The organism is Pseudomonas sp. IT-P395, from assembly GCF_949767675.1.
GTDB lineage: Bacteria > Pseudomonadota > Gammaproteobacteria > Pseudomonadales > Pseudomonadaceae > Aquipseudomonas.
Window position 1 is genome coordinate 100,897 of sequence record NZ_CATKPW010000005.1, and the last position, 13,336, is coordinate 114,232.

A 13,336-nucleotide genomic window follows, 5' to 3' on the forward strand; every position below is an offset into this window, starting at 1 on the left:
GTAAACCGCGTTAGATAAAAACAGTTAATAACAATAAAGACGAGGATGTAGGGATGAAAAAGAAACACGTCAATGCCCGGTTGATCTGCCAAGTGTCGGCTGCGGCGGCCTTGGTGCTGGCCGGTAACGCCATGGCGGCGGATGCCTTCAGTTCCGATTCGAAATGGATGACCGGCGACTGGGGTGGCGAGCGTACCAAGCTGATCGAGCAGGGTATCGACATCAAGGCTGACTACGTTGGGGAAGTCGGTGGCAACCTGAACGGTGGCTACAACGACGACAAGACCGCGCGTTACGCTGACCAGTTCGGTCTGGGCGTGGCACTCGATCTGCAAAAGCTCTGGGGCTGGGATAACACCCAGGCGAAGATCCAGCTGACCAACCGTAACGGTTACAACATCTCCAACGACCGCGTTGGCGATCCGCGTGCCGGCACCTTGAGCTCCTCGCAAGAAGTTTACGGTCGTGGCCACATGGTGCGTCTGACCCAGTTGTGGATTCAGCACCAGTTCTTCGACAACAAACTCGACGTCAAGGCCGGTTACTTCGGCGAAGGCGAAGACTTCAACACCTTCCCGTGCGACTTCCAGAACCTCGCGTTCTGCGGTTCGCAAGTGGGTAACTGGGCAACCAACATCTGGTACAACTGGCCGGTCAGCCAGGCCGCGATCCGTGTGAAGTACAACATCAACGACGAGCTCTACGCGCAAATCGGTGCGTACAACCAGAACCCGTCGCAGCTGGAACACGGCAACGGCTTCAAACTCAGCGGCAGCGGCACCAAAGGTACTGTGTTGCCGGTTGAGTTGGTCTGGTCGCCGAAGGTCAACAGCCTGCCGGGCGAATACCGCGTCGGTTACTACAAGAGCACGGCCGATGCCGACGACGTTCGTGAAGACGTCAACGGTTTTGACGCTGCTACTACTGGCGACGCGTACAAAACCCACAGCAGCAAAAGCGGCTACTGGTTCGTCGCGCAGCAGCAACTCACCAGCCACAACGGTGATGCGACCCGCGGTCTGAACATCGCGGCCAACGCCACGTTCCACGACAAAGACACCAACTTCATCGACAACTACCAGTCGGTGATGTTTGTCTACAAAGGCCCGTTCGACGCGCGTCCGAAGGATGACGTCGGTATCGGCGCGGCACGTATCCACGTCAACGATGACGTGAAGAAAAACGCCGAGCTGCTGAACGCTTCCAACGGTGTGTCGGATTACGACAATCCGGTGTTCTCGCCGATTCGTGAAACCGAATACAACTACGAGATCAACTACGGCTTCCACGTCACCAACTGGCTGACCGTACGTCCGAACCTGCAGTACATCACTCACCCGGGTGGTGTGGATGAAGTTGATAACGCTTTGGTCGCTGGCCTGAAAATTCAGTCTACGTTCTAACGCGTCTGCGATAAGCTCCTCTCTATGTGCGCATATTTGCGGACAGCCCAGGCTGTCCGCTTTTTTTTGAGGGGCAGTAATCCCCGTGACAGTTGAATTCGGAACCGTGGCCAATGCATGAGCATCCGCTACAACGCTTCTTCAAATCCCTGCGTGAACAACCGGTGTTCGCCTGGGAGCGCTATCAGATGCGCGACGTCTTGGTGATCGATCACCCGCTGTGTCAGGCGGTGTTCAGTCGTCAGGGCGCGCAGTTGCTGCACTTTCAGCCGCGTGGGCAAAAGCCGTGGTTGTGGTGTGCGGCGAAGTGGCCGCATGTCGGTGCCATTCGCGGTGGCGTGCCGGTGTGCTGGCCGTGGTATGGCCGTCATCCGAGCGAAAACGCCTGGCCATCGCATGGTTGGGCGCGCTTGCTCGACTGGAAGTTGCTCGACAGCAGCAGCGCCGAAGACGGCGTGCGCCTGCACTGGCAATTGCAGCTGTGCGACTGGCAGGTCGACCTGCACGCGCATCTGGGTGAGCGCATGGAATTACGCCTGAGCACCGAGCATCAGGACGACATGCCGTGCCAGTTGAGCCAGGCTTTGCACGCTTACTGGCGTATTGGCGATGTCGGTGAGATAGCGCTGTCTGGGCTCGAAGGGGCGCAGGGTTATGACCAGTTGAATCGCCAGGTTTGCCAGCAGGAAGGTGAGTTGCGGGTGGATGGCGGCTGTCAGCGGGTGTTCCAGCACGACGGCGAATTGCAGTTGAAAGATCACGCCTGGCAGCGTGAGTTGTGCATTGATACCGGCGACAGCGCAGACACGGTGGTGTGGCATCCGGGAGCGCGGCCGTTGTTGGGCGTGACGTGGGATGAGATTTCCGAGTTCGTGTGCGTGGAAGCGGCGGCGGGCGGGACGGACAGTCTGCATCTGGCGCCGGGGGAGAAGGCGCATTTGAGTTTGCAGGCGTGGGCGGCGGCTTGAGAGTGTCAAGTACACCGATACCCTCACCCTAGCCCTCCCGAAACGTCGGACCGCCCGGAGGGAGAGGGGGCGAATGGGGGATATTCGAGAGATGCACCGACATGAACGAATGTCGGTGAATCCATAATCGACTCAGTGTTTCAGGTCGATGTATAGCGCAAGACACCTCGGTCGGCTCCCTCTCCCTCCGGGAGAGGGCTGGGGTGAGGGTTGGCTTTCGCTTTTAGCGCCTTAGTTGAACTCGTCACCCACCGGATACCGGCTGGCATTCAAGCTCTCTTTGATCTTGCGCAAATGCGGCTGGAAATCCACTCCGCGACGCAAGGTCATCCCGGTCGCCAACACATCCAGCACCGTCAACTGAATGATCCGCGACGTCATCGGCATATAAATGTCGGTGTCTTCCGGCAACGGAATATTCAGGCTCAAGGTACTCGCCTTGGCCAGCGGCGAATTCTCCGCCGTCAAACCCAACACCGAAGCGCCGTTCTCGCGAGCAATGCGCGCCACTTCGACCAGCTCACGGGTACGGCCGGTGTAGGAGATGATCACGAACAACTCACCGGTGTGCGCCACCGAGGCAATCATCCGTTGCATCAACACATCGGCGTGCGCGGTGACGGCGAGGTTGAAGCGGAAGAACTTGTGCTGCGCATCCAGCGCCACCGGCGCCGAAGCGCCGAGGCCGAAGAAGTGGATCTGTCGTGCTTGAATCAACAGGTCGACGGCGCGGCTGATCAGGTTCGGATCGAGCGCCTGGCAAGCACTGTCCAGCGACGCGATGGCGCTGCCGAAAATCTTCTGCGTGTACGCCTCGGGATTGTCGTCGGCCTCGACCGCGCGGCTGACATACGCCGCGCCGCTGGCCAGGCTCTGCGCCAGTTGCAGCTTGAGTTCGGGATAGCCGCTGACACCGAACGAACGGCAGAAACGGTTGACCGTCGGTTCGCTCACCGAGGCCGCCTGGGCGAGGGCGGCGATGCTGAAGCGGGTGGCCTGCTGCGGGTTGAGCAGGATCACCTCGGCGACTTTGCGTTCGGCCTTGTTCAGGTCTTCAAGGCGACTCTGGATCTGTTCCAGTAAATTTCGCACGCGGTCCATATGGAATTCCTAATTCACCTGCGCAAAGGTGCGCCGGGCTATGCAAATTGGGCCTTTGATATGGCCCGTAACGGTGGCCTATCCTACTGATGGCTCCGACCGACCACCACTCGGAATCTGTATTTTGCGAAAATGTTGTGGTTATTACTACATTTTCCCTTGAGTGATGCCTTGAAAAAAGGTATTTGTAGCTTAACTTGATAAAAGAACAAACATCATGCCTTCGATTACGGTTGAACCGTGCACCTTTGCCTTGTTCGGCGCGCTTGGCGATCTGGCCCTGCGCAAGCTGTTTCCTGCCCTTTATCACCTCGATGGCGCTGATCTGCTGCACGAGGACACGCGCATCATCGCGTTGGCCCGTGAAGAAGGTTCCGAGCAACAGCACATGGCGTTCATCGCCGCCGAACTGCGTCGTTATGTAGGCAAAGAGCTGGACGAGGCCGTCGCCGAGCGTTTTCTCGCACGCCTGACCTATCTGCACGTCGACTTCCTCAGATCTGAAGATTATGTGGCGCTGGCCGAACTGGCCGGCAGCACGCAACGCATGATTGCCTACTTCGCCACGCCGGCGGCGGTGTACGGCGCGATCTGCGAGAACCTGGCGAAAGTCGGTCTGGCAGAAAATACCCGTGTGGTGCTGGAAAAACCGATCGGCTCCGACCTCGAATCGTCGCGCAAGGTGAACGACGCGGTAGCGCAGTTCTTCCCGGAAAACCGCACCTACCGCATCGACCACTACCTGGGCAAAGAAACCGTTCAGAACCTGATCGCCCTGCGCTTCGCCAACAGCCTGTTCGAAACCCAGTGGAACCAGAATTACATCTCCCACGTGGAAATCACCGTGGCCGAGAAGGTTGGCATCGAAGGCCGCTGGGGCTACTTCGACAAGGCCGGCCAACTGCGCGACATGATCCAGAATCACCTGTTGCAGTTGCTCTGCCTGATCGCCATGGACCCGCCGGCTGACCTGTCCGCCGACAGTATCCGTGACGAGAAAGTCAAAGTGCTCAAGGCGCTCGCGCCGATCAGTCCGGAAGGCCTGACCACGCAGGTCGTGCGCGGCCAGTACATCGCCGGCCACAGCGAAGGCAAATCCGTACCGGGTTACCTCGAAGAACCGAATTCCAACACCCAGAGCGACACCGAAACCTTCGTCGCTCTGCGTGCCGACATCCGCAACTGGCGCTGGGCCGGCGTGCCGTTTTACCTGCGTACCGGCAAACGCATGCCGCAAAAGCTGTCGCAGATCGTCATCCACTTCAAGGAACCGTCGCACTACATTTTTGCGCCGGAACAACGCCTGCAGATCAGCAACAAACTGATCATCCGCCTGCAACCGGACGAAGGCATTTCCTTGCGCGTGATGACCAAAGAGCAGGGCCTGGACAAAGGCATGCAACTGCGCAGCGGGCCGCTGCAACTGAATTTCTCCGACACCTGGCGTAGCGCGCGGATCCCCGATGCCTACGAGCGGTTGTTGCTGGAAGTGATGAACGGCAATCAGAACCTGTTTGTCCGTAAAGATGAAATTGAAGCCGCGTGGAAGTGGTGTGACCAGCTGATCGCCGGGTGGAAAAAATCCGGTGACGCGCCCAAGCCGTATGCGGCCGGGTCGTGGGGGCCGATGAGCTCCATTGCATTGATCACGCGGGACGGGAGGTCGTGGTATGGCGATATCTGATGTGCAACTGCCTGCGGGCGTGAACGCTCACGAATACAAGAGCCCGGTGCTGTTGGCCGAAGGTCTGGCGCTGAACGTCGCCAAGCAATTGAGCGAGGCCATTGCGGCACGCGGCAACGCGGTGCTGGTGGTGTCTGGCGGTCGTAGTCCGGTAGCGTTTTTCCAGCACCTGGCCAAGCAGGATCTGGACTGGTCGAAGGTCGTCGTGACCCTCGCCGATGAGCGCTGGGTACCGATTGAACACGCCGACAGCAATGCCGGTTTGCTCAAGCAATATTTGCTCAAAGGCCCGGCGGCCAAGGCGCAGTTCCTCAGCCTTTATAGCGCGGCGGCCAACGTCGAGCAGGCTGCTGAACAGGCTGATCGCTTGCTCGCGGAATTGCCGCCGATTGATGTGCTGGTGCTGGGCATGGGCGATGACGGCCACACCGCGTCGCTGTTCCCCGACAGCCCGAACCTCACCGAAGCCTTGCAGGCTGATGGCGCGCGTCGTTGCTGGCCAATGCTGGCGCCGAGCGTGCCGCGTCAGCGTCTGACCATGAGCCGAGCGCTGCTGGCCTCTGCGAAGCACAAGATTCTGTCGATTTCCGGTCAGTCGAAACTGACCACCCTGAATGCCGCACTGGCATCCGACGACGTCGCCACCATGCCGGTGCGCGCGTTTCTGCAATCTACGTTAGAGATTTACTGGTGCCCATGAGCCAAGGAACAGCCGCTATGACAACCCCATCCCCGACCGTTTCCATGGCGGACAAAGTTGCCCTGATCGACAGCCTCTGCGCCAAGGCGCGGATCCTGCCGGTGATCACCATCGCTCGCGAACAGGACGTGCTGCCACTGGCCGACGCTCTGGCTGCCGGTGGTCTGACCGCGCTGGAAGTGACCCTGCGTTCGCAGTTCGGCCTCAAGGCGATCCAGATTCTGCGCGAACAGCGCCCGGAACTGATGACCGGTGCCGGCACCGTACTGGATCGCAACATGCTGGCCGCTGCCGAAGCGGCCGGTTCGCAATTCATCGTCACCCCGGGCATTACCCGTGACTTGCTCGAAGCCAGCGTCGACAGCCCGATTCCGCTGTTGCCGGGCATCAGCAACGCCTCCGGCATCATGGAAGGTTATGGTCTGGGTTATCGCCGCTTCAAGCTGTTCCCGGCTGAGGTCAGCGGTGGCGTGGCGGCAATCAAGGCCCTCGGCGGCCCGTTCGGCGAAGTGAAATTCTGCCCGACTGGCGGCGTCGGCCCGGCCAACATCAAGAGCTACATGGCGCTGAAAAACGTCATGTGCGTCGGCGGTAGCTGGATGCTTGATCCGGAGTGGATCAAGAACGGCGACTGGGCGCGCATTCAGGAATGCACCGCCGAAGCGTTGGCGCTGCTGGACTGATTGTTACCAGACACTTCGTTGTGTGTTCTACGGCTTTACGGTGCGCTTGGTCGGTGCACCGTTTTTTTTTGCCTGAAAATTGCTATGTAGAAGCTATGTAGGAGCTGTCGAGTGAAACGAGGCTGCGATCTTTTGACCTTGCTCTTGAGCGCCAACATCAAAAGATCGCAGCCTTCGGCAGCGCCTACATCGACACCGTTACGACGCGATACATAGTTACCGCACAACCGCGTTGGCGTGGCGCTAATCTGCGTTCATCTTACGGAAGAGAGAACGCCTCATGGACGACCATCAATCAGCAGACTTGCCCCATCAGCCTCTTCGGCAACGGCACACTCATATCCCTGGCAGCTTCGATTGGCGCAAAACCGAAGGCAAGGTGCGCAACATCAGTGGCGGCATCGAAGGCCTGCCCCTGATTTTACGTCTGGTCCTGGTCGACGCCATGACCGGTGAGCCAGTGGTTGGCGCCGAGGTCCGGATCGAACAGAACATCGGCGCCGACAGCCTGTGCGGCGCCCAGTCGACCGACAGCCAAGGCATCGTGCGGTTTACCAGTATTTACCCGGATCAGCACTCTGGCGGGGCCTCGTGCATCGCCATGACCGTGTGCATCGCCAGTGATGATCAACACCCGCAGTCACATCAGGAGGCCTGGGCAGGACGCCTGCATCTTCCCAGTGTATGTGGCTGTGAAGCGGTGGGCGATGACGCCTCGCGGCTGTCGTTGCGAGCGATTGGCGGGGAAGGTCTTGAGGACGGCTACTTCGGCAGCCTGACGATCGGCGTCGACACCTTTGCGGTGTCGTCGCAGATCGGCCTTGCAGGTTACGAGAAGTCCACGGGCGCGGTGTTTTAGCGCAGCTCGTTCAGCGCGCGGACCAGCAACTGCATGTCGCCAGCGGTGGTGGTCAGCCCCGGTGTAATGCGGATGCTCGGTCCGCTGGCGGCGCCGTTACGCACCACGGTGAACAGGTTGTAATCATTGAGCAGGCGCTCTGCCATCGCTTGTTGATCGTCGTGCCGGGTGAAACGCAGCGATGTGATGCCGCAATACAGCCTTGGATCGTCTGGCGTCATGACTTCGATGCCCGGCAAGTGCCTTACCGCGCTGACCCACAGATTGCGCAGATAATTGACGCGAGCGCCTTTGGCCGGTGCACCGCCGAGGGAGCGGTGCTCCTCGAACACCAGCGGCAAGGTCATCAGTGCTGGAATGTTGGGCGTGCTGTACGACGTGCGCGCACGGATATCATTGGCCGGGTAATGCATTTCATCCATGTCCGGATCGATATCGATCAAGCGTTGCGGCGCGATATAGAGGAAGCCGAGGGTGAGCGGTGCGCCGATCCATTTGTGCAGGTTGTATCCGGCGAAAGCGATGCCGAGGGCATCAAGATCGAACTCGATCTGACCGAGCGCATGGGCGCCGTCGAGGATGACATCGACGCCATGCTCTTTGGCGAGCGCGGCGATGGCTTGTACCGGCATGACCAGGCCGGTGCGGTGAGTGACGTGAGTCAGGGCCATCAGCTTGATCTTCGGGTGGCCGCTGAACGCTTCGCGGTAAGTCTCCACCAGGCTGTCGTAACTCGCTGGGTGCGCGTGGGCAATCTCGATCACCTCTGCGCCACGATGTCTGGCCAGCCAGCGCATGGCGCCTTTGACCGTGTCGTATTCCAGATCACTGATCAGCACCTGATCGCCCGGTTGCAAGCGGTTGTAGTTGCGGATCAGCGACTGCAGGCCTTCGGTGGCGTTACGGGTGAAGGCTACGCTCTGCGCGCGCACACCGATCAGCTCGGCCAGTTGCGCACGGATATCGAGGTTGTCGTGCTGCTCGAAACGCTGGCGCACGTACACCGAATTGCTGGTGTTGATCAGCTCGATATTGCGCTGGTATTCCTCGATTACTGTGCGCGACATGCGCCCGAAGTAACCGTTTTCCAGGTTCACGGGACCGGGTTGAACGTCGTAACGGTCGGCGAACGTTTGCCAGAAGGCTTCGTCACGGGCACGGCGGGTGTTATCGGGCATGGTCGGCTGACTCTAGAGAGGAGGGCGCTTCAATGGCGCGGGGCAGGTTTGCCGTGTTTGGCGCGCAGCGGTTCGAGCAAGTCCGAGAGGCCGTTATGGTCGATCTCCTGCATCAGCGCGAGCAGGCCGCCGAGTTCGCCGTGAGGGAAACCTTCACGGGCAAACCAGTTCAGGTACGGCCCCGGGAGGTCGGCAATGATTCGGCCCTTGTACTTGCCGAAGGGCATTTCGCGGGTGATCAGCAGTTCGAGTTTTTCGGGATTCATCAGGGATTTCGTCTGGCTTCAAATCAGCTTGGAAAATACAGGCATTCTGCATGCAGGCCAAATGACAGATCATGCAAATAACCGTGATACAGATAGTTCACTTATCTTTAACTAATTGATAATTAAAGGAATTTTATAAATAAAAAGCTGGCACGCACACTGCAATATCCCTTGCATCTTCAACCAATCGCAAGGAATTGAAAAATGACCGACATGAATAAAGAAGCCATCTCTGTACTCAATGACCTGATTGAAACCTGCAAGGACGGTCAGGAAGGGTTCAAGACTTGCGCCGAAGACATCAAACATCCAGAACTGAAAACCCTGTTTGTCACCCGCTCTGCCGATTGCGCAACCGCTGCAGCAGAACTGCAGGCCGAAGTTCGCAAGCTGGGCGGCGATCCGGAAACTTCCACCAGCGTCAGCGGTGACCTGCACCGTCGTTGGGTCGACGTCAAAGCCATGTTCACCGGCAAGGACGAAGAAGCTGTGCTGAACGAAGCCGAGCGCGGTGAAGACCACGCACTGAAGGCCTACAAAGAAGCCCTCGAGAAAATCACCAAGCACAACCTGGTGGGTATTCGTGATCTGGTTGAACGCCAATACCACGGCGTACAACGCAACCACGACCAGGTGAAAGCCCTGCGTAACCAGGCTCGTGCTCGTTCGTAAGCGCTTTTCGGTTATAAAAAACGCCAGCTAGTCTGGCGTTTTTTTATGTCTGGGGGAAAGCCAAAGCAAGGGCCCCTCACCCTAGCCCTCTCCCGGAGGGAGAGGGGACTGATCCAGGTGTTCTGTCGAGGTACGCCGACCTGAAATATCCAGTCGAACTCAAGATCTGAAAACCACGGAGATCGGCTCCCTTTCCCCCTCGCCCCTTGGGGGAGAAGGGACTGATTGGGGTGAATGTGGGAGATACACCGACTTGAACGATCTGAGGTGAACTCAGGTTTTGAAAAGCATCGAGATCGGCTCCCTTTCCCCCTCGCCCCCCAGGGGGAGAGGGCTGGGGTGAGGGGGAAAAGCGCTCACTGACACACCACCAATCAATCAGCCAATACTAATCGCCGGCAGCGTTGGCAGTGTTACGGTCTGCTGCTTACGCGGCGCCAGAATCTCCGCCTCACCATCCACTACCAACTCATCGCGCTGGTTGAACACACGAGTGGCAATGCGCACACGAAACTTCGGCAGCTTCTCGAGAATTTCCAGACGCACGGTCAGCGTGTCACCGATCTTCACCGGCTTCTGAAAGCTCATCTGTTGACCGATATAAATAGTCCCCGGCCCAGGCAGCTCGCAGGCAACGGCGGCACTGATCAGCGCGCCACTGAACATACCGTGAGCGATACGCTCCTTGAACATGCTCGCGGCGGCAAATTCGGCGTCAAGGTGCACCGGGTTGTGGTCGCCGGACATGGCGGCGAACAGTTGAATATCGCGTTCTTCGACGGTCTTGCTGTAGCTGGCGGTCTGGCCGACTTCGAGGGCTTCGTAAGGGATGTTGGTAACCTGGGTCATCGGTCTCGATTCCTGTGACGGATTCAGTGAATCCACAAAAAATTATTCGCTGCGCTGAGGGCGCGGATGGCTCAGGGCCTGATCGATCCAGGCCAGCACATCAGCGATCACTTCGTCGCGATTGGTTTCGTTGAACAATTCGTGCCGCGCCTGCGGGTAGATCTTCAGTTGCAGGTGCTGGCTGCCGGCCGTGCGCAAGGCATTGGCCAGATCTGTCAGACGCTTGCCTTCACTCACCGGATCACATTCGCCGCCGATTACCAGCAGCGGCAGGCCCGGATCGATCTGCGCGAGATTGGACGCTTTGCTGATCTGCTGCAAGCCGCCGAGCAGGTCGATCCACAGTTGATTGGTGCAGCGAAAGCCACACAGCGGGTCGTTGGCGTACAAGTCGACCTCCGCCGGATCGCGGCTGAGCCAGTCGAAGCGTGTGCGCACCGGTTTGAATTGGTTATTGAATGAGCCGAACGACAGCCATTCGATCAGCGCACTGCGGCCCTTGCCACCCTGACGGAGTTTTTCCAGGCGGGCGATCTGCCGCGCAGCGCGGTACAGCGCAACGGGCTGAAAGTTGGAACCACTGAGAATCGCTCCGTGCAGACTGGCGCTGTGATGCAGCAAATAACCTTGGGCGATGTAACTGCCCATGCTGTGGCCCAGCAGGATGATCGGCACGCCGGGGTGCTGCTGGCCGATGTGCTGATTGAGGCTGGCCAGATCGCCGAGCACTTTGCACCAGCCATCGTCATCGGCGAAGTGGCCGAGGGTACCGTGATTGGCGGTTTTGCCATGTCCGCGTAAATCCGGCGCATACACGCCATATCCTTTGTCGCAAAACGTGTCGGCCAGTCGTGCGTAGCGGCCGCTGTGTTCCGCCATGCCATGGGCCAGCAGGATCACTGCTTTCAACGGCGCCGCCGGCAGCCATTGATTGACGAACAGGCGGCTGCGGTCACTCGCGTCCAGCCATAGGGTGTCGTGGATCATGGCGATTCCTTTGCTCAGAGTCGGATCATTGTATAGCGCGTCTGATCAGCCCACGCCACGGCAGGAAGATTCACACGATCAATGACGGCTTTGCCCATATTTGCCTCAATGGCCATAACTGCTAGTGTCCGTGAAGCTCCGCTTTTTCAGAAATGACAGAAAGCGGCCCCGGATCAGCTCAGGTAAAGAGGACAAGAACAATGCAACCTGATTTCTGGAACGACAAACGCCCGGCCGGCGTACCGCTGGACATCGACATGGGAGAGTTCAAGTCGGTGATCGAGGTGTTCGAGCGTTCCTGCAAGAAGTTCGCTGATCGCCCGGCGTTCAGCAACATGGGCATCACCCTGACCTACGCTGAACTCGAGCGTCAGAGCGCCGCCTTCGCCGGTTACCTGCAGGCGCATACCGATCTGGTTCCGGGCGATCGCATTGCGGTGCAGATGCCCAACGTCCTGCATTACCCGATTGCCGTGTTCGGTGCACTGCGTGCCGGGCTGATCGTGGTCAACACCAACCCGCTGTACACCGCGCGGGAGATGCGCCATCAGTTCAAGGATTCCGGCGCACGAGCACTGGTGTACCTGAACATGTTCGGCCAGAAAGTCCAGGAAGTGCTGCCCGACACCGACATTCAATACCTGATCGAAGCGAAGATGGGCGACCTGATGCCCACTGCCAAGGGTTGGCTGGTCAACACCGTGGTCAGTAAAGTGAAGAAAATGGTCCCGGCGTATTCGCTGCCGCAGGCGATCTCCTTCAAAAGTGCACTGCGCATGGGCCGTGGCCTTGGGGTCAAGCCGCTTAAGGTCGGTCTCGACGACATCGCCGTGCTGCAATACACCGGCGGCACCACCGGCCTGGCCAAAGGCGCGATGCTCACTCACGGCAATCTGGTGGCGAACATGCAGCAAGTGCGCGCCTGTCTCGCGCAACTCGGCCCGGACGGCCAGCCGCTGCTGCGCGAAGGCCAGGAAGTGATGATTGCGCCGCTGCCGCTGTATCACATCTATGCGTTCACGGCGAACTGCATGTGCATGATGGTTTCCGGCAACCACAACGTGCTGATCACCAACCCGCGCGACATTGCCGGCTTCATCAAGGAGTTGAAGAACTGGCGCTTCTCGGCGCTGCTGGGCTTGAACACCTTGTTCGTGGCGCTGATGGATCACGCGGATTTCAAGACCCTCGATTTCTCCAGTCTGAAGCTCACCAACTCCGGCGGCACCGCGCTGGTCAAGGCCACCGCCGAGCGCTGGGAGCAAATAACCGGTTGCCGCATCACCGAAGGTTACGGCCTCACCGAAACTTCACCGGTGGCCTGTACCAACCCGTACGGCGATCAATCGCGTCTGGGCACGGTCGGTTTGCCGGTGCCGGGCACGTTGCTGAAAGTCATCAACGATGACGGTGTCGAACAGCCGATGGGCGAGCGCGGCGAGTTGTGCATCAAGGGCCCGCAGATCATGAAGGGCTACTGGCACAAACCGGAAGCCACCGCCGAAGTGCTGGATGCCGAGGGCTGGTTCAAGTCCGGTGACATTGCGGTGATCGATCCGGACGGTTTTGTGCGAATCGTCGATCGCAAGAAGGACATGATCATCGTCTCCGGTTTCAACGTGTACCCCAATGAAATCGAAGACGTGGTGATGGCGCATCCGAAAGTCGCCAATTGCGCAGTGATCGGCGTGCCGGACGAGCGCTCGGGCGAGGCGGTGAAGTTGTTTGTGGTGGCGCGGGAAACGGGGGTCAGTCTTGAAGAGCTCAAAGCCTACTGCAAAGAGAATTTCACCGCTTACAAAGTGCCGAAACACATTGTGTTGCGTGAGTCATTGCCGATGACGCCTGTCGGGAAAATTCTGCGGCGCGAGTTGCGCGATATCGCTTAAGACCAGAAGCAAAAAGATCGCAGCCTGCGGCAGCTCCTACCTTGGAATACATTTCCTGTAGGAGCTGCCGAAGGCTGCGATCTTTTGCTTTAAGTCC

General features: G+C 58.8%; 13 protein-coding genes. 8 read left to right on the forward strand and 5 right to left on the reverse strand.

Annotated elements, in window-relative coordinates; genetic code table 11:
• The first annotated feature begins 53 nt into the window (after positions 1-53).
• Together ACM6IN_RS04790 and ACM6IN_RS04795 are read left to right on the forward strand one after the other, a co-directional pair.
• Entirely contained in the window at positions 54-1,403 is a 1,350-nt protein-coding gene (locus tag ACM6IN_RS04790) for a carbohydrate porin (protein WP_095126181.1), read from the forward strand.
• A 113-nt stretch (positions 1,404-1,516) separates the two neighbouring features.
• A complete protein-coding gene (locus tag ACM6IN_RS04795; RefSeq protein ID WP_007917868.1) occupies positions 1,517-2,371 on the forward strand; it encodes a D-hexose-6-phosphate mutarotase in 855 nt (284 codons plus the stop codon).
• 231 nt (positions 2,372-2,602) lie between these two features.
• On the opposite strand, the gene ACM6IN_RS04800 is transcribed toward ACM6IN_RS04795, so the two are convergent.
• Positions 2,603-3,463: a MurR/RpiR family transcriptional regulator gene (locus ACM6IN_RS04800; protein WP_171057240.1), complete on the reverse strand. Its 861-nt coding sequence runs from the start codon at positions 3,461-3,463 to the stop codon at positions 2,603-2,605.
• Between the two features lie 226 nt (positions 3,464-3,689).
• Between ACM6IN_RS04800 and zwf the strand changes: the two genes are divergently transcribed.
• From zwf to ACM6IN_RS04820, 4 genes are all read left to right on the forward strand, one after another.
• Positions 3,690-5,156: a glucose-6-phosphate dehydrogenase gene (gene zwf / locus ACM6IN_RS04805; protein ID WP_007917863.1), complete on the forward strand. Its 1,467-nt coding sequence runs from the start codon at positions 3,690-3,692 to the stop codon at positions 5,154-5,156.
• Positions 5,143-5,856 carry a 6-phosphogluconolactonase gene (pgl, locus tag ACM6IN_RS04810; RefSeq protein WP_414915510.1) on the forward strand — a complete coding sequence of 238 codons (714 nt, stop codon included), beginning with the start codon at positions 5,143-5,145 and terminating at the stop codon, positions 5,854-5,856. The genes zwf and pgl overlap by 14 nt, the downstream gene beginning before the upstream one ends.
• A 17-nt stretch (positions 5,857-5,873) precedes the next feature.
• Positions 5,874-6,539, forward strand: coding sequence for a bifunctional 4-hydroxy-2-oxoglutarate aldolase/2-dehydro-3-deoxy-phosphogluconate aldolase (locus ACM6IN_RS04815; protein ID WP_016773539.1), 666 nt, complete (start codon positions 5,874-5,876; stop codon positions 6,537-6,539).
• A gap of 280 nt (positions 6,540-6,819) precedes the next feature.
• Entirely contained in the window at positions 6,820-7,398 is a 579-nt protein-coding gene (locus ACM6IN_RS04820) for a hypothetical protein (RefSeq protein ID WP_095112261.1), read from the forward strand.
• On the opposite strand, the gene ACM6IN_RS04825 is transcribed toward ACM6IN_RS04820, so the two are convergent.
• Both ACM6IN_RS04825 and ACM6IN_RS04830 read right to left on the reverse strand, forming a co-directional pair.
• Positions 7,395-8,576 (reverse strand): aminotransferase class V-fold PLP-dependent enzyme, encoded by a 1,182-nt coding sequence (locus tag ACM6IN_RS04825; RefSeq protein WP_414915511.1) that lies wholly within the window; start codon positions 8,574-8,576, stop codon positions 7,395-7,397. The genes ACM6IN_RS04820 and ACM6IN_RS04825 overlap by 4 nt on opposite strands.
• Before the next feature lie 29 nt (positions 8,577-8,605).
• Positions 8,606-8,842 carry a DUF3820 family protein gene (locus ACM6IN_RS04830; RefSeq protein ID WP_003227425.1) on the reverse strand — a complete coding sequence of 79 codons (237 nt, stop codon included), beginning with the start codon at positions 8,840-8,842 and terminating at the stop codon, positions 8,606-8,608.
• A 204-nt stretch (positions 8,843-9,046) separates the two neighbouring features.
• Here ACM6IN_RS04830 and ACM6IN_RS04835 point away from each other — a divergent pair, with 204 nt between their 5' ends.
• On the forward strand, positions 9,047-9,514 hold the full coding sequence (locus ACM6IN_RS04835) for a ferritin-like domain-containing protein (protein ID WP_007917852.1): 468 nt from the start codon (positions 9,047-9,049) through the stop codon (positions 9,512-9,514).
• Positions 9,515-9,892: 378 nt separating this feature from the next.
• On the opposite strand, the gene ACM6IN_RS04840 is transcribed toward ACM6IN_RS04835, so the two are convergent.
• Both ACM6IN_RS04840 and ACM6IN_RS04845 read right to left on the reverse strand, forming a co-directional pair.
• Positions 9,893-10,363 (reverse strand): MaoC family dehydratase, encoded by a 471-nt coding sequence (locus tag ACM6IN_RS04840; protein WP_003227420.1) that lies wholly within the window; start codon positions 10,361-10,363, stop codon positions 9,893-9,895.
• Positions 10,364-10,405: 42 nt separating this feature from the next.
• Positions 10,406-11,350: a lysophospholipase gene (locus tag ACM6IN_RS04845; protein ID WP_414893481.1), complete on the reverse strand. Its 945-nt coding sequence runs from the start codon at positions 11,348-11,350 to the stop codon at positions 10,406-10,408.
• A 200-nt stretch (positions 11,351-11,550) separates the two neighbouring features.
• Between ACM6IN_RS04845 and fadD2 the strand changes: the two genes are divergently transcribed.
• Positions 11,551-13,239, forward strand: a complete 1,689-nt coding sequence (gene fadD2, locus ACM6IN_RS04850) for a long-chain-fatty-acid--CoA ligase FadD2 (RefSeq protein ID WP_095112256.1) — start codon at positions 11,551-11,553, stop codon at positions 13,237-13,239.
• The last annotated feature ends 97 nt before the right edge of the window (positions 13,240-13,336 follow it).